The organism is Gammaproteobacteria bacterium (assembly GCA_019911805.1).
GTDB lineage: Bacteria > Pseudomonadota > Gammaproteobacteria > Thiohalobacterales > Thiohalobacteraceae > JAHJQQ01.
On record JAIOJV010000076.1, the window covers coordinates 22,902 to 39,395 of the forward strand.

13 protein-coding genes are annotated in these 16,494 nt (G+C 64.5%); 7 read left to right on the forward strand and 6 right to left on the reverse strand.

Going from position 1 to position 16,494, the window contains the following annotated elements; all coding sequences use genetic code 11:
• The first annotated feature begins 195 nt into the window (after nucleotides 1–195).
• From gltB to hemE, 3 genes are all read left to right on the forward strand, one after another.
• Nucleotides 196–4,839, forward strand: a complete 4,644-nt coding sequence (gene gltB, locus K8I04_09100) for a glutamate synthase large subunit (protein ID MBZ0071864.1) — start codon at nucleotides 196–198, stop codon at nucleotides 4,837–4,839.
• A 5-nt stretch (nucleotides 4,840–4,844) separates the two neighbouring features.
• Nucleotides 4,845–6,296: a glutamate synthase subunit beta gene (locus K8I04_09105; protein MBZ0071865.1), complete on the forward strand. Its 1,452-nt coding sequence runs from the start codon at nucleotides 4,845–4,847 to the stop codon at nucleotides 6,294–6,296.
• A gap of 204 nt (nucleotides 6,297–6,500) precedes the next feature.
• Nucleotides 6,501–7,568: a uroporphyrinogen decarboxylase gene (gene hemE / locus K8I04_09110; GenBank protein ID MBZ0071866.1), complete on the forward strand. Its 1,068-nt coding sequence runs from the start codon at nucleotides 6,501–6,503 to the stop codon at nucleotides 7,566–7,568.
• A gap of 39 nt (nucleotides 7,569–7,607) precedes the next feature.
• Here hemE and K8I04_09115 read toward each other — a convergent pair whose 3' ends face one another.
• Genes K8I04_09115 through K8I04_09125 form a run of 3 tightly spaced genes read right to left on the reverse strand, consistent with a single transcriptional unit; the run spans nucleotide 7,608 to nucleotide 9,294 of the window.
• Nucleotides 7,608–8,486 carry a fructosamine kinase family protein gene (locus K8I04_09115; protein ID MBZ0071867.1) on the reverse strand — a complete coding sequence of 293 codons (879 nt, stop codon included), beginning with the start codon at nucleotides 8,484–8,486 and terminating at the stop codon, nucleotides 7,608–7,610.
• Nucleotides 8,483–8,686: a hypothetical protein gene (locus K8I04_09120; GenBank protein MBZ0071868.1), complete on the reverse strand. Its 204-nt coding sequence runs from the start codon at nucleotides 8,684–8,686 to the stop codon at nucleotides 8,483–8,485. The genes K8I04_09115 and K8I04_09120 overlap by 4 nt, the downstream gene beginning before the upstream one ends.
• Before the next feature lie 53 nt (nucleotides 8,687–8,739).
• A complete protein-coding gene (locus K8I04_09125) occupies nucleotides 8,740–9,294 on the reverse strand; it encodes an HNH endonuclease (protein MBZ0071869.1) in 555 nt (184 codons plus the stop codon).
• Between the two features lie 334 nt (nucleotides 9,295–9,628).
• On the opposite strand from K8I04_09125, the gene K8I04_09130 reads away from it, so the two are divergent.
• Genes K8I04_09130 through K8I04_09140 form a run of 3 tightly spaced genes read left to right on the forward strand, consistent with a single transcriptional unit; the run spans nucleotide 9,629 to nucleotide 12,410 of the window.
• On the forward strand, nucleotides 9,629–10,762 hold the full coding sequence (locus tag K8I04_09130) for a Re/Si-specific NAD(P)(+) transhydrogenase subunit alpha (GenBank protein ID MBZ0071870.1): 1,134 nt from the start codon (nucleotides 9,629–9,631) through the stop codon (nucleotides 10,760–10,762).
• Nucleotides 10,759–11,052 carry an NAD(P) transhydrogenase subunit alpha gene (locus tag K8I04_09135; protein ID MBZ0071871.1) on the forward strand — a complete coding sequence of 98 codons (294 nt, stop codon included), beginning with the start codon at nucleotides 10,759–10,761 and terminating at the stop codon, nucleotides 11,050–11,052. The genes K8I04_09130 and K8I04_09135 overlap by 4 nt, the downstream gene beginning before the upstream one ends.
• Complete coding sequence (locus tag K8I04_09140; GenBank protein ID MBZ0071872.1) at nucleotides 11,049–12,410, forward strand: NAD(P)(+) transhydrogenase (Re/Si-specific) subunit beta; 1,362 nt, start codon at nucleotides 11,049–11,051, stop codon at nucleotides 12,408–12,410. Before K8I04_09135 ends, K8I04_09140 begins: the two co-directional genes overlap by 4 nt.
• Before the next feature lie 203 nt (nucleotides 12,411–12,613).
• Here K8I04_09140 and K8I04_09145 read toward each other — a convergent pair whose 3' ends face one another.
• The 3 genes from K8I04_09145 to K8I04_09155 all read right to left on the reverse strand — a co-directional run bounded on the left by K8I04_09145 (nucleotide 12,614) and on the right by K8I04_09155 (nucleotide 15,238).
• Entirely contained in the window at nucleotides 12,614–12,904 is a 291-nt protein-coding gene (locus K8I04_09145) for a cytochrome c-552 like protein (protein MBZ0071873.1), read from the reverse strand.
• Entirely contained in the window at nucleotides 12,901–14,241 is a 1,341-nt protein-coding gene (locus tag K8I04_09150; protein MBZ0071874.1) for a sulfite oxidase, read from the reverse strand. Before K8I04_09150 ends, K8I04_09145 begins: the two co-directional genes overlap by 4 nt.
• 226 nt (nucleotides 14,242–14,467) lie before the next feature.
• A complete protein-coding gene (locus tag K8I04_09155; protein MBZ0071875.1) occupies nucleotides 14,468–15,238 on the reverse strand; it encodes a glucose 1-dehydrogenase in 771 nt (256 codons plus the stop codon).
• An 880-nt stretch (nucleotides 15,239–16,118) separates the two neighbouring features.
• On the opposite strand from K8I04_09155, the gene K8I04_09160 reads away from it, so the two are divergent.
• Nucleotides 16,119–16,494: primosomal protein N' (locus tag K8I04_09160; protein ID MBZ0071876.1), on the forward strand; the 376-nt coding region annotated here is incomplete at its 3' end.

Genomic DNA, 16,494 nt, shown 5'->3' on the forward strand with positions numbered 1-16,494 from the left:
CCGTGGCCCACTGAACCGTCGCGCGTCCCGTGCCGGCAGCAGGCAGGCACCGCAGCATCTCTAGAATTGAACCGCCGATTATGCGGCGCTATACTCGCGCCCCCGTGGGGCACAGCCTATTCATGCCCGATGGGACGCGCGCGGTGGCGCGCCGCGTAATTTCCGGAATAGGGAACGCACGCGCGAGGTACCACGATGGGCCATGTCGGCTTTCCGCCCAGACAGGGGCTCTACGATCCCGCCAACGAACACGATGCCTGCGGCGTCGGGTTTGTCGCCCATATCAAGGGGCACAAAAGCCACACCATCGTACGCCAGGGTCTGCAGATCCTGGAGAATCTGACGCACCGCGGTGCTGTGGGTGCCGACCCACTGGCCGGCGATGGTGCGGGCATCCTGTTGCAGATCCCCGACGCCTTCTTGCGCGCGGCGTGCGCTGCGCTCGACCTGCAACTGCCCGCGCCCGGGGAGTACGGCGTCGGTATGATCTTCCTGCCGCAGACGGACGCGGTCCGTAGCCAATGTCAGGCGCTGCTGGAGCAGACCGTCGCGAGCGAGGGCCAGACACTGATCGGCTGGCGCGATGTCCCAGTGGACAATACCGGGCTCGGCGCCTCCGTCAAGGCGGTCGAACCGCAGGTGCGCCAGCTGTTCATCGCCCGCGGTCCGGACACCGCCGATCAGGACGCTTTCGAACGCAAACTCTACGTGATCCGCAAGCGCGCGGAGAACGCCATCCGCGCGGCGGGCTGGGAAGGGGCACAGCACTTCTATATCCCGTCCCTGTCCAGCCGTACCCTCGTCTACAAGGGTATGCTGCTGGCGAGCCAGGTCGGCAGCTACTACCTCGACCTGCGTGACGCACGTGTCGACACGGCGCTCGCGCTGGTACATCAGCGGTTCTCGACCAATACCTTTCCGTCCTGGGACCTCGCCCAACCCTTCCGCATGATCGCCCACAACGGCGAGATCAACACCCTGCGCGGCAACGTCAACTGGATGCGTGCACGCCGCGGCACGTTGGCCTCGACACAGCTGGGCGCCGCTCTGGACACGCTCTGGCCGCTGATCCCCGAGGGACAGAGCGACTCGGCCTGCTTCGACAACGCGCTGGAACTGCTCGTCAGCGGTGGCTATTCACTGGCGCACGCCATGATGATGCTCATCCCCGAGGCCTGGGCCGGCAACCCCCTCATGGACGAGCAGCGCCGCGCCTTCTACGAATACCACGCCGCCCTGATGGAGCCCTGGGACGGCCCGGCCGCGGTGGCCTTCACCGACGGCCGCCAGATCGGTGCGACGCTCGACCGCAACGGCCTGCGCCCGGCGCGTTATCTGATCACCGACGATGACCTGGTGGTGATGGCCTCCGAGATGGGGGTGCTCGACATCCCCGACCACAAGATCATCAAGAAATGGCGCCTGCAGCCCGGCAAGATGTTCCTGATCGACCTGGAACAGGGCCGCATCATCGACGATGCCGAGCTCAAGACACAGCTGGCCGCGGCCCACCCCTACCAGCAGTGGCTGGACCGGACGCAGATCCACCTGAAGAACCTGCCGGCCGCCGCCCAGGGCAACGGCGGCGACCCCGCCACCCTGCTCGATCGTCAGCAGGCGTTCGGCTTCACCCAGGAGGACGTCAAGATCCTGCTGCAGCCCATGATCGTTGCCGGCCAGGAGGCGGTCGGCTCCATGGGTGCGGACAACCCCTTGGCCGTGCTGTCGAACCGGCCCAAGCCACTGTTCAACTATTTCAAGCAGAATTTCGCCCAGGTCACCAACCCGCCGATCGATCCGATCCGCGAGGAACTGGTGATGTCGCTGGTGTCGCTGATCGGGCCGCGCCCCAACCTGCTGAACGTCGATAACGCCGGCATGCACATGCGCCTCGAAGTGCATCAACCGATCCTGACCAACCAGGACCTCGAGCGCATCCGTACGATCGCGGGCAGTACCCAGGGGGCGTTCCGCACCCACACGGTCTCGATGTGCTATCCGAGCGATCAGGGTGCCGCCGGTATGGAGCCCGCACTGACACGCTTGTGCGATGCGGCCGAGGCGGCGATCCGCACGGGCCACAACATCATCATCCTCTCCGACCGCGAAATGAGCCGCGAGCAGGTCGCGATCCCCGCCCTGCTCGCGACCAGCGCCGTGCATCACCACCTGGTGCATACCGGTCTGCGCACCAAGTGCGGCCTGGTGGTGGAGACCGGTGCGGCGCGCGAGGTACACCACTTCGCCTGCCTGGCCGGCTACGGCGCCGAGGCGATCAATCCGTACCTGGCCTTCGAGACGATCGGCTCGATGCAGGCCGATTACCCCGAGGACGTGGACGCAGCCGAGGCCCACAAGCGCTACATCAAGGCGGTTGGCAAGGGCCTCCTCAAGGTCATGTCCAAGATGGGCATTTCGACCTACCAGTCCTACTGCGGCGCACAGATCTTCGATGCCGTCGGGCTCAAGACCGAATTCGTCGACCGGTATTTCACCGGTACCGCCAGCGTGGTGGAGGGTGCGGGTCTGGCCGAGATCGCCGCGGAGGCGCTGCGTTGGCACCGCGATGCCTACGGTGATGCGCCGATCTACCGCAACGCACTCGATGCCGGCGGCGACTACGCCTTCCGGCTGCGCGGCGACGATCACGCCTGGACGCCGGAGACCGTCAGCAAGCTGCAGCACGCCACGCGCGCCAACGATCCGAAGACCTTCGCCGAGTTCTCGCAGCTCATCGATGCGCACAACGAACGCCTGCTGAGTCTGCGCGGCCTGTTCGACTTCAAGTTCGCCGACCAACCCATCCCGCTGGATGAGGTGGAGCCGGCCAAGGAGATCGTCAAGCGCTTCGCCAGCGGTGCCATGTCCTTCGGGTCGATCTCCTGGGAGGCACACACGACGATGGCGATCGCCATGAACCGCATCGGTGGCAAGTCCAATACCGGTGAGGGTGGCGAGGACCGTTCACGCTTCAAGCCGCTGAAAAATGGCGACTCCATGCGCTCGGCCATCAAGCAGGTGGCATCGGGACGCTTCGGCGTGACCACCGAATACCTGGTCAATGCGGACGACATCCAGATCAAGATGGCACAGGGCGCCAAGCCCGGCGAGGGTGGCCAGTTGCCCGGTCACAAGGTGGATCAGTGGATCGCCACGGTACGCCACTCGACCCCGGGGGTCGGCCTGATCTCACCGCCGCCGCATCCCGACATCTATTCGATCGAGGATCTCGCGCAACTGATCCACGACTTGAAGAATGTGAACCCCAGGGCACGCATCAGCGTGAAGCTGGTATCCGAGGTCGGCGTCGGCACCGTCGCCGCGGGCGTCTCCAAGGCGCACGCCGACCACGTGACCATCGCCGGTCATGACGGCGGCACCGGTGCTTCGCCGCTGACGTCCATCAAACACGCCGGCAGCCCCTGGGAGATCGGGCTGGCCGAAACCCACCAGACGCTGGTGCTCAACCGGCTGCGCGGGCGTATTGCCGTGCAAGTCGATGGTGGCCTGCGCACCGGCCGCGATGTGGTCATTGGCGCGCTGCTGGGCGCCGACGAGTTCGGCTTCGCCACTGCGCCGCTGATCGTCGAGGGCTGCATCATGATGCGCAAGTGCCACCTGAACACCTGTCCGGTCGGCGTCGCCACCCAGGACCCGGTGCTGCGCAAGCGCTTCACCGGCAAGCCCGAGCATGTGGTGAATTATTTCTTCTTCGTCGCCGAGGAAGTCCGCCGGCTCATGGCGCAGCTTGGTTTCCGCACCGTCGCCGAGATGACCGGCCGCGCCGACCGGCTCGACACGCGCCGCGCCCTCCATCACTGGAAGGCCGCCGGCCTGGACCTGTCGCGTATTCTGCATATGCCGACGCCTGCACCGGATGTGGCCGTGCACCACTGCGAGACCCAGGATCACGGTCTGGAACGGGCACTCGACAACACCCTCATCGCACAGGCCGGACCGGCGCTGGAACGCGGCGAGCCGGTGCGCATCGAGACGGCCGTCAAGAACGTCAACCGTTCGGTGGGTGCGATGCTTTCCGGACGCGTCGCTGAGCGCTACGGTCACACCGGGCTGCCCGCCGACTGCATTCATGTGCAGCTGAAAGGCATCGCCGGGCAGAGCTTCGGTGCCTGGCTGGCACACGGCGTGACGCTGGAACTGGAGGGCGAGGCCAACGATTATGTAGGCAAAGGCCTGTCGGGCGGCCGCATCGTCGTCTATCCGCCACCCGACTGCCCCATTGTGCCCGAGGAGAACATCATCGCCGGCAACACTGTGCTCTACGGCGCGATCACGGGCGAATGCTTCCTGCGCGGCGTCGCGGGCGAGCGCTTCGCCGTGCGCAACTCCGGTGCCTCGGCCGTGGTCGAAGGCGTGGGTGACCATGGCTGCGAATACATGACCGGTGGTGTCGTCGTGGTGCTGGGCGACACGGGACGCAACTTCGCCGCCGGCATGAGCGGCGGTGTGGCCTACGTGCTCGACGAGGCCGGCGACTTTGAGCAGCGCTGCAATCTCGCCATGGTCGAACTCGAACCCGTGCCGGAAGAGGACGCCGCGCTGGAGCGCAGCGAACACCAGGGTGGTGATCTGGAGACCCACGGCCAGGTGGACGTCAGGAGCGACATGACACGCTTCGATGCGCAGCGGCTGCGCTCGATGATCAGCAGTCACCTTCACTACACCGACAGTGAGCGGGCGCGCGTGATCCTGGACAACTGGGCGAGATACCTGCCGCTGTTCGTCAAGGTCATGCCCACGGACTATCGGCGCACGCTGGAGCAGACGAAACAGGCACAGGAATCCACGGGGCGGGCCGCCGTCGTGGGAGGCAGGTAGATCCTATGGGCAAACCCACCGGCTTTCTGGAGTACGCCCGCCACGAGCGCACGTATGCCCCCGTCGAGCAACGCCTCCGGCACTACCGCGAATTCACCCTCCCGCTCAGCGACGACGAACTCGCCCGGCAGGGTGCGCGTTGCATGGACTGCGGCATCCCGTTCTGCCACCAGGGCTGCCCGGTCAACAACATCATCCCGGACTGGAACGATCTGGTGTACCGGGGCGACTGGCAGCGTGCCAGCGAGGTGCTGCATTCGACCAACAACTTCCCCGAGTTCACCGGCCGCATCTGCCCCGCCCCCTGCGAGGCTGCCTGTACGCTGAACATCGACGACAACCCGGTAACCATCAAGTCCATCGAGTGTGCCATCGTCGACAAGGCCTGGGAGAACGGCTGGCTCCTACCGCAGCCACCCACACACCCGACCGGCAAGACCGTCGCCGTCGTCGGTTCGGGACCGGCGGGGCTTGCCTGCGCGCAGCAGCTGGCGCGCGCCGGCCATGCGGTCACGGTGTTCGAGAAGGCCGACCGCATCGGCGGCCTGCTGCGCTACGGCATCCCCGACTTCAAGTTGGAAAAACACCTCATCGACCGGCGCCTGCAGCAACTCGTCGCCGAAGGCGTACGCTTCGAGACCGGCGTCCACGTCGGCGTGACGCTGCCGGCACAGCAGTTACTCAAGGATTTCGACGCCGTGGTGTTGACGGGTGGCTCCGAACACCCGCGCGACCTGCCGATCCCCGGCCGCGCGCTGCGGGGCGTGCACTTCGCCATGGAATTTCTGCCCCAGCAGAACCGGCGTGTCGCCGGTGACGACGTCCCCGTGGCGCAGTCCATCATGGCCACCGGCAAACAGGTCGTGGTGATCGGCGGCGGTGATACCGGTTCCGACTGCATCGGCACCTCCAACCGCCAGGGCGCCGCCTCGGTTACCCAGTTGGAGATCCTGCTCAAGCCGCCGGAGAAGGAAGACAAGGCCCTGACCTGGCCCGACTGGCCGCACAAGCTGCGCACCTCGTCTTCGCATCAGGAAGGCTGCGAGCGCATGTGGTCGCTGACGACCAAAGAGATTGTCGGCGAGAACGGCCAGGCCCGCGCGATCAAATGCGCCAAGGTGGAATGGAGCAGGGATAGCGGCGGCGCCTGGAGAATGACCGAGGTCCCCGGCTCGGGGTTCGAACTGCAGGCCGATCTGGTACTATTGGCCATGGGCTTCGTACATCCCGTGCACGCGGGCATGCTCGAAGAACTCGGCGTGACGCTGGATGGCCGCGGCAACGTGCAAGGCGCGACCGATGGTGCGAATGCCTACAACACCTCACTGGACAAGGTCTTTGCCGCCGGCGACATGCGGCGCGGCCAGTCGCTGATCGTCTGGGCGATCCGCGAGGGCCGCCAATGCGCGCGCGCCGTCGACGAGTACCTGATGGGCAGTTCCGATCTGCCGCGGTAACTGTTTTGAACCACAAAGGACACGAAGGACACAAAGGGAGAAATCATGTTCGCTGCTGCAGTCTTGCCTGGCTACCATTCGATTGGAGACCGCGTTGGTCCGATCGCGTGAGTCCTGACGATGCAACCCGCGCCATACCTCGGGCTACTTTGTCATTTTTGAACTCTTTGTGTCCTTCGTGTCCTTTGTGGTGAAATTTCGCTTATGACCCAACTGAAGAACGATCGTTTCCTGCGCGCCCTGATGCGCCAGCCCGTGGATGTCACGCCGGTGTGGATGATGCGCCAGGCCGGACGTTATCTGCCTGAATACCGCGCCACGCGCGAGAAGGCCGGCGATTTCATGAGTCTGTGCCAGGCACCCGAGCTGGCCTGCGAGGTGACGTTGCAGCCGCTGGAGCGCTTCCCGCTGGATGCCGCCATCCTGTTCTCCGACATCCTGACCGTGCCGGATGCGATGGGGCTGGGTGTGTACTTCGAGGAAGGCGAGGGCCCGCGCTTCCGTAAACCGGTACGCACCGAGGCGGACGTGCGCGCACTCGGTGTGCCCGACCCGGAAGGCGAGCTGCGGTATGTGATGGACGCCGTGCGCCTGATCCGTCACGAACTGCACGGTCGCGTACCCTTGATCGGCTTTTCCGGCAGCCCATGGACACTGGCGACCTATATGGTCGAGGGCGGCTCGAGCAAGCATTTTGCCATCCTCAAGGCCATGCTCTACGACCGGCCCGAATTGCTGCATCGCTTGCTGGAAACGCTGGCGGCGGCGGTAACCGCCTACCTCAACGCCCAGATCGCGGCCGGCGTCCAGGCGGTCATGCTGTTCGATACCTGGGGCGGCGCCCTGGGACCGCGCGAGTATCAGGTCTTCTCGCTGGACTACATGACCCGGATCATCGCCGGCCTGAACCGCGAACATGAGGGGCAGGTCATACCCATCGTCCTGTTCACCAAGGGTGGCGGACAGTGGCTGGAGGCGATGGCCGACTCCGGTGCCGACGCCCTCGGCCTCGACTGGACCACCGACATCAGCCAGGCGCGTGCGCGCGTCGGCGACCGCGTCGCCCTGCAGGGCAATCTCGACCCGGCGGTGCTCTATGCGCGGCCGGAACACATCCGCACCGAGGTCGAACGGGTGCTTGCCGGCTACGGTGCCGGCCCCGGCCACGTATTCAATCTCGGCCACGGTATCCATCCGCAGATCGAACCGGCGCATGCGGCGGCCATGATCGACGCAGTCCACGAGCTGAGCCGCCCCTACCACGCACGCTGATCGATCTCCCGGCAGCAGTCCGGCGGGCGGCGGGTTCTCTCACCCGCCCAGTTCGGCCAGCAGCCAGCGCAGCATCCCGACTGCCTGGTCGTGATAGCCCCCGCCGAACAGGTTCAAATGATTGAGGACGTGGTACAGGTTGTACAGCGTCCTGCGCAGTGGATAACCCGTCTCCAGCGGCCATGCCTCGCGGTAGGCCGTCTGGAATGCGTCGCCGAACCCGCCGAACAGCTCCGTCATGGCCAGATCGGCCTCCCGGTCACCGAACGACACCGCCGGATCGAAGATCACCGGCTGCCCGTCGGCGAGATAGCCGTGATTGCCGCCCCAGAGATCGCCGTGCAGCAATGAGGGCCGCGGGCGGTGGTCATCGAACAGCCCGTCGAGCCCCAGCAGCAGCCGCTCTCCCAGACGCTGCAACTCCCCGCCCCAACCATTACTGGCTGCCAGTTCCAGTTGATAGCCCAGCCGGCGCTCGCGCCAGAAGCCGACCCAGTCGGCGGTGGGCGTATTGATCTGCGGCGTCGAGCCGATGGTGTTGTCGCGCTGCCAGCCGAACTCCGCGCGCGTGACCCGGTGCATCGCCGCCAGTTGCGTGCCGAGCAGCGCACCATTACCGCCACGCCCAAGCGCCAGGTGCTCCAGCACCAGATAGGTCTTGTCTCCAGCGACACCCCAGCACACCGGCGCGGGCACGCGCACGGTGCGCGTCGCGGCGATCTCGCGCAGCCCCTCGGCCTCGGCCGCGAACATGTCGGCCTGCGCCGCGTCGTTGAGTTTGACGAAGAAATCGCGCCCCACGCCCGGCAGCCGCACCGCCTGGTTGATGCAGCCACCACCGACGGATTCCCGCGCGCCGCGCACAGCTATGCCGGTCGCGCTACGGATGTGTTCCCCGATGTCGTGCCAGATATTCATGCAGTCTGCTGGTACCACGAACCTTGAACCGCAAAGCCCCAAGGGATTTTGTGAACCGCCAAGACGCGGAGGTCGCCAAGAAAGATTTGGGAAACCGCCAAGGCGCCAAGACGCCAAGATTTTTCATGAATAATGATTTTCTTGGCGTCTTGGCGCCTTGGCGGTTTAACCAGATTTTCCTTGGCGTCTTGGCGGTTCAATCAGGTTTTCTTGGCGGCCTCCGCGTCTTGGCGGTTCACAGAAAAAGAACCGTTCAGGCCCCGGCCGCCAGGCGCAGGTGCAGTGGGCTGTGGCGCGGGAAGTGGGCGCGCAGGAATTCCATCTGGTCGGCGAGGACGCGCTTACCCTGCAGATAGATGTACTCGGCGTGGGTTGGTGTGAACGGGACGGCCAGCAGCTCCATCTGCGCCTGCTCGGGGCGGCGACCGGCCTTGTGGTTGTTGCAGCGCTTGCAGGCGGTGACCACGTTGTTCCAGGTGTCCGCACCGTCCTGGCTGAGTGGCGTCACATGGTCGCGCGACAACTCGCTGTCACGGAAATGCGTACCGCAATAGAGACACAGGCCGGCATCACGCTTGAACAGTGCGGCGTTGTTGAGTGGTGGGATATAACTGTCGCGTGCCTGTCTCAGGGCGTGATTGCTGCCGTGGGTCGCGATGATGGAATTGAGATCGATCTGACTGCGCAACCCGGTACGCGCATTGATGCCACCGCGCACCCGTACCAGGGTGCTGCCGCAGGCGTAGGCCACCTGCCCCAGGTAATAGAGGCGTACGGCGTCCCGGTAGTTGACCCACTCCAGCGGCATACCGGCGGCGTCCGTGCGCAGAATCTGATGCGTCAGACTGAACACAGTACAAGCTCCCCGAATCCCCGCATTTATGTCAGAAATAGCGTTAAAAGTAAACTTCACTGGAGCAGTGGCTTTCAACCCCGGGATGGACGGCGGCGCGCACCCGGCAACCCCGCCGCGTATTCAATCGGCGCTGGGATTCCGGTATCATGTCCCCTTTTTCGGCTACTGATGACGGCCGTTACCGGCGCGATTCGCGGTAGGATCCGCCACCATGGGGCGCCTATACATACCGCGCCGGTGCCCACTTTGAGCACAGCCATCCCGACCGGATGCGGAGAACCTGAGCATGCCAATTGTTGTGGCCGTACCGAAGGAAACCACCGCGGACGAACGCCGCGTTGCCCTGGACCCCAGCGTCGCCGAGCGCTTCACCAAGCTGGGCTGCAAGATCCTGCTCGAGTCCGGTGCCGGCCTGAGTGCCTACCAACCCGACAGCGCCTACGCCAGCGCCGAGGCCGTTACCGACCGCAAGACCCTGCTCGGCCAGGCGGACGTGCTGTTCAAGGTGCAGCCACCGACCCTGGAAGAGGCCGACGCCCTCAAGGAAGGCGCGGTGGTGATCAGCTTCATGCAGGCGCACAAGAACGCCGACCTGGTCGCCCGGCTGCGCGACCGCAAAATCACCAGTTTTGCCATGGAACTGATCCCGCGCATCTCGCGCGCCCAGGGCATGGATGCGCTGTCCTCGCAGGCTGCGGTCGCGGGTTACAAGGCCGTGCTGATGGCCGCTGACCGCAGCGGACGCTTCTTCCCCATGCTGACCACCGCCGCCGGCACCATCCGCCCGTCCAAGGTGCTGGTGATCGGTGCCGGGGTCGCCGGCCTGCAGGCCATCGCCACCGCCCGGCGCCTCGGCGCCATGGTCGAGGGCTACGACGTGCGCGCCGCCACCAAGGAGCAGGTACAGTCGCTGGGCGCCAAGTTCGTCGATACCGGCGTGGCCGCCGAAGGCACCGGCGGCTATGCGCGGGAGCTGACCGACGAGGAGAAGACCAAGCAGGCCGAGATCCTCGCCAAGCACGTCGCCGCGGCCGATGCCGTCATCACCACCGCCGCCATCCCCGGCCGCCCATCGCCACGCATCATCCCGGCCGCCGTGGTCGAGCAGATGAAGCCCGGCGCGGTGATCATCGACCTGGCCGCCGAGGGCGGTGGCAACTGCGAGCTGACCCGGCCCGGCGAGCAGCTCGAACACAATGGCGTGATCATCTATGGGCCGCTCAACGTGTCCAGCATGCTGCCGGTGCATGCCAGCGAGATGTACGCCAAGAACCTGCTCAATTTCCTCAGCCCGATGATCAAGGATGGCAAACTCGAGCTGGACTGGGACGACGAGGTCATCCGCGACAGCGCGCTGACTCACGCCGGCGAAATCAGGCACGCAGCGACCCGCGCGCTGGTGGAAGGAGAATCCTCATGATCGAAGGCTTCACGGCACTCTACATCTTCATGCTGGCCGCGTTCACCGGTTACGAGGTGATCGCACGTGTGCCGGTCATCCTGCACACCCCACTGATGTCGGGCTCGAACTTCGTGCATGGCATCGTGCTGGTCGGCGCCATGGTCGCCCTGGGCCATGCCGACACCGAAGCGGAACACCTCATCGGCTTCATCGGCGTCATGCTCGCGGCCGGCAACGCCGTCGGCGGCTACGTCGTCACCGAGCGCATGCTCGAAATGTTCAAGAGCAGTAAGGAGCCCGCGAAATGATTGAGTTGAGTTATTTCGCCGCGGCCGTGCTGTTCATCCTCGGCCTCAAGCGCATGAGCTCGCCGAAGACGGCGCGTGACGGCATCGTCTGGGCCGGTGCCGGCATGCTGGTGGCGACCCTTGCCACCTTCTTCTACCCGGGCATGCACAACTACGGCCTGATCATCCTCGCCATTCTGATCGGCGGCGGCGCCGCCTGGTACACCGGTAAGAAGGTCGCCATGACCGACATGCCGCAGATGATCGCCACCTACAACGGCATGGGTGGCGGTGCCGCGGCGGCGATCGCGGTCGTGGAGCTGCTCAAGGGTGAGTTTCACAGCCAGAGCTTCCTGGTGCTCGCCGTGGGCGGTGGGCTGATCGGCTCGGTGGCCTTCTCCGGCTCCATGATCGCCTTCGCCAAGCTGCAGGGCCTGATGAAGAAATCGTTTCTCTTCCCCGGTCAGCAGAAGCTCAACCTGGTGGTGTTCATCGCGACCGTCATCTTCGGGCTCATACTCATCTTCGGCAGCTCCACGGGCGGCTTCCCGCTGCTGGCATTCTTCGTTTTGGCACTCGCCTTCGGCATTATGATGACCCTGCCGATCGGCGGTGCCGACATGCCGGTGGTGATCTCGCTGTACAACGCCCTGACCGGCCTGGCGGTGGCCTTCGAGGGCTTCGTGCTCGGCAATGCCGCCATGATCATCGCTGGCACGGTGGTGGGCTCGGCCGGCACGCTGCTCACCCAGTTGATGGCCAAGGCCATGAACCGGCCGATCAGCAACGTGCTGTTCTCCGGCTTCGGCGCCAGTGGTGGCGAAGAGGCGGCGCACGACGCCGGCGGCGTCATGAAGGAGATCGATGCCAGTGACGCGGCGGTGATGATGGCCTACGCCAGCAAGGTCATCATCGTGCCCGGCTACGGCATGGCGGTCGCCCAGGCGCAACACAAGGTCTGGGAATTCTGCAAGCAGCTCGAAGAGAAGGGTGTGACGGTGAAGTTCGCCATCCACCCCGTCGCCGGCCGCATGCCCGGTCACATGAACGTGTTGCTGGCCGAGGCCGGTGTGCCCTACGACAAGATCTACGACCTCGAGGAGATCAACGCCGAATTCCCGACCGCCGATGTCGCACTCATCATCGGCGCCAACGACGTGGTCAACCCGGTGGCACGTACCGATCCCCACAGCCCGATCTACGGCATGCCGATCCTCGATGCCGACAAGGCCAAGAACGTCATCGTGATCAAACGCGGCCGCGGCACCGGCTTCTCCGGCATCGAGAACGCCCTGTTCTTCCTCGACCACACGCGCATGCTCTACGGCGACGGCCAGGAAGTGGCGGGCAAGCTGATTCAGGAAGTGAAGCAGCTGTAGGCCGAGTCGGGACGCCCATACCACACCGCCCGGTGCGTGGGTCCGCACCGGGCGGTTCGAGAAGTGGGGGTCATGAGAGTCGTGGCACGCCGAGCCGGTAGAAGCAGGTAATTGGCATCACCCGATTCAGCGTCAGGTGGCTGTTGTGCCACCAGCGGCGACGGTTCGCAGCGGCCCGCCGTGCGCAACCGTCCAGCCAGCGTTCAGCGCGGCCGGTCGGGCCCGTAGGCCTCCACCAGGTACTCGAGGATCTGCTCCTGCTGCTCCTCGGTGATCCAGGTGGCGCCGAACTCGTTGACCATGTCGTCGATTACCCACTTCCAGTTGAAACGGTCCAGGCGCTGCGATTTCGGCAACTCCAGGCCGTGGCAGCTGCCACACTGGGTTTCAAACAGCTGTTTGCCGGGCTGAGGGTCCGCGTCCGACGCCGCCCCGACCGGGGCGCAGACGAGCAGTGACAGTAGCAACGTGATTCCGGTCCGGCGCACGGTCAGGCGCTGACCATGCCCGACACGCGATGCACCACGTTGCCGAGATAGCCGCGCGGGTTCCAGGGCTGGATGATGGGCTGGCTGCTGCCCTGATCGTCGAAGGCCCGCGCCCAGATCTCGTAGTAGCCACGACCGGGGAAGCTGACCTCCGCTTCGAAGGCATTCCAGGCGTACTTTTGCGAAGACTTGGTCAGCTTGGCCTTCTCCCAGTGAATGCCGAAATCGGTGGAGATCATCACGTCCTTGACCTTGTCTTCGCCGGCCCAGGCGTGGCCGCGTACCTTCACCTTATCCCCAGCCTTCACACGGAAATCCTCGGCAGGCGAGGTGATCATGGACTTGATCACCCAGGAGGTGGCGATGACCATATCCGATTCGGGTGGCACGTCGCCGGGACGCACGGGATAGGCCGGGACCCGGTAGGAATAGCCGCCCATCTTGGGGCCGTCATGCACCTGGTCGCGCACCCAGATCCGGGTGAGCCACTTGTGCGAACAGCTCCCGACCCAGCCGGGTACCACCAGGCGTACGGGGTACCCGTTGAGGCCGGGCAGTTCCTCGCCGTTTACTTCATAGGCCACGATGGTGTGCTCCTCCATGGCCTTGTCGATGGGGATACCCCGCGAGATGGGCGGTTCGTCCTTGCCTCCCAGGTGCAGGTCTTCGCCATAATGGCCGGTATAGACCGCGCTGTCCTTGAGGCCCGCTTCGCGCAGCAGATCGGCGAGGCGCACGCCCTTCCATTCGGAGCAGCTGATGGCGCCCCGAGCCCAGGGGTTGCCACGCGGTTGCGGATTGAACAGGACGCGGCCGTTGCCGCCGCACTCGATGCAGGCATGCACCGTGGTGGCGGGCATCTGCCGCAATTGATCCAAGCTGATCTCCAGCGGCCGGTTCACCTCGCCGTCGATGGTCAGTTTCCAGCCCTGCGGATCGCGGGCCTCGGCGCGCGCCGGCACCGTACCGTTGTTGCGCACGAACATGCGCGCCGTAGGGGTGACCCGATCGGCCAGTTCGTGGGGTGCGAACTCGCCGTTCACCGGTCGGGAGCTGTGCACGATCATGCCCGGCTTGCCAGGGATGCTGACGGACTGCTCGGCCTCCTCGGCCCAGGCCTCCGGGATCAGGCCGCGCCCGAACAGGCCGCTCAGGGCCGCATAGCCGCCGGCACCGGTGCCGAGCAGGGCCGCCGCCACGCCGCCGCGGCCCACCAGGCCGAAAAACGAACGCCGCGAGACGATTTCATCGTAGCGGTCCAGCACCTCGGGGGCGGCACCGCTGTCCTGCAGTTTTCCGCGCAGGGCATCCCAATCGGGGAGCTTGGGGGGATCGGTTTTCATAACAGCCTCCGACTGTGGGAATTCGGGAACCAGCGGGATTTTCTGATCTGACGCGACTCAGCCTATCTAATAGACGGCAATCCCGGGGCTGTCAAACCACTATGCCGTGGTTGGGTCAAACGGAGAGGGGCGATCGAGTCTGATCCGAATGGCACGACACCCTGTAGTCGTGCAAGTCGTTCCCGCCTTCCGTTGCTCCTGTTCGACACACCACCTGTCATGCTCTCTATCGGGCGGTATAGCCGCCATCGATAACCAACTCGGCGCCGGTCACGAATTTAGATTCATCGGATGCCAGGTACAGAACGCCATAGGCAACATCGTCGGGTTCCCCGGTATGGCCGATGGGGTGGAGACTATCAAGCTGGCTCATGAATGCCGCAGCACCTCCCGGGGATTCTTCCGCAAGCGCCTCGACGAGCGGCGTCCTGATAAAACCCGGGTGTATGGAATTGACCCGGATATTGTCTTTCGCATACATCAACGCATCATTCTTGCTCATCAAGCGAACGGCACCCTTGGAGGCATGATAGGGAGGCAGGTCCGCGGCACCTACCAGGCCATAGATGGAGGACATATTGATAATGCTTCCTGCGGATATCTTTTGCATGTAGGGGATGGCGTGTTTGGTACAAAGGAATACACCAGTGACATTGATGCTCATGAGTGTCTCCCACTCTTGCTTGGATATCTCATGAGTCGGTTTATCCACGCCGGCGATGCCGGCATTGTTGATCAGGATATCGATCGATCCAAACTCACCGACAACCTCTGCAAAGACCTTCTGCACGTTGTCTTCATCCGTGGTATCGAGATGCCAATACCTCGCCAGGCCGCCCGCTGCGTTGATCTCGTCCGCCAGACTGTTACCCGCTTTATCGTTAATGTCTGTGACGGCCACTTTGGCCCCTTCCCGGGCCAACAAGAGGGCGGTCGCTCTCCCGATGCCGCAGGCAGCACCCGTTATCACAGCAACTTTTTGATCTACTCTTTTCATGATGATCTCCTTGATGTATTGAATTTCCATTGCCTGACTATACGTGGATCGTGTAGTACGTAGCACCCGGCTCCCAGCACGTCCCTGGACCCGGGGTACTGCAACCAAACACCTTTCATCCCATCTGCGCGCACGACTGCGACCGCAAGGTCAATTCTTACCACACCGATCCCGCCCACGCCTCCTCCGCCCTTCCAATGGTAGTGCGCCGGACAGGTCGTCGCCGTCGAGTCCACCGGCGGGCAGGCGTAACCGTTATTCCCCCTGCGACCTCGCCGCGGGTCCGCCGGCGACTGGTCGCAGGCGGCTTCGGGGCGCCCCGGCGACGGCCTTTCCGGCGACGCCAAATCCCCATCGTTGCTATGCTCCGTGCGGGAGCCGCGGGCGGTATGATTGGCACACCCCTTGCCGGGAGCGCTCCGGCGAGTACCCGCGGACCGCGCCGCACCGGTAAGCGTGTGATTTGGATAAGACAATACGTGTTCCAGACCCGCTGGCGGACATCGAACGGGGCGCGGCCACCACAGGCGGACGTGTATTTCAAGCCCTCTAAGCGATTTTTATACACAGATGGCCAAGCGTCTCGTAGGCTGCGGCAAGCATTGCCCGGCAATTGTCAATGGACAGATACTGGTGTCGTAACGCACTGATTATTAATGCCTAAAACGGTAGGACAGGATTTGACCGTTTTAACAGAGATGCCACAATGGTGCGGTCTCGGGGCGGTTGACCCCAAAAAGTCCACAGAGTTATCCACAGATTTTGTGGATAACCGGCGAGTCCTAACGGGAATAATGGCTTAGCCTTTTCAGGTGAGAATCCGCATCAACCATGACCGCTAATCCAGGCCAGAAAAATTTCGTCCCCCGACGGGATCGGCATGGCTGAACCCATCCTGCGCGTCGCAGTACCGTCGCCCCTTTACCGGCTGTTCGATTACCTGCCGCCGCGGGGTGGGCCGGGTGTGGGGGTGTCCTGGCAGCCGGGTATGCGACTGCGGATCCCCTTCGGGCGCACCCGCACGGTCGGGGTACTCCTCGGGACCGTCGCCAGCAGCGACATCCCCGCCGGCCGGCTGAAACGGGTGGAGGCGGTGCTGGACGACGAGCCGCTGCTGCCGGCAGATATTCTGGCGTTGGCGCAGTGGGCCGCCGACTATTACCACTTCCCGCTGGGTGAGGTCCTGGCCGGCTGTCTGCCGGTGTCGTTACGGCGCGGCGGTGCGGCCCAGGCGGCGATGGAACGACAGGTGCGGA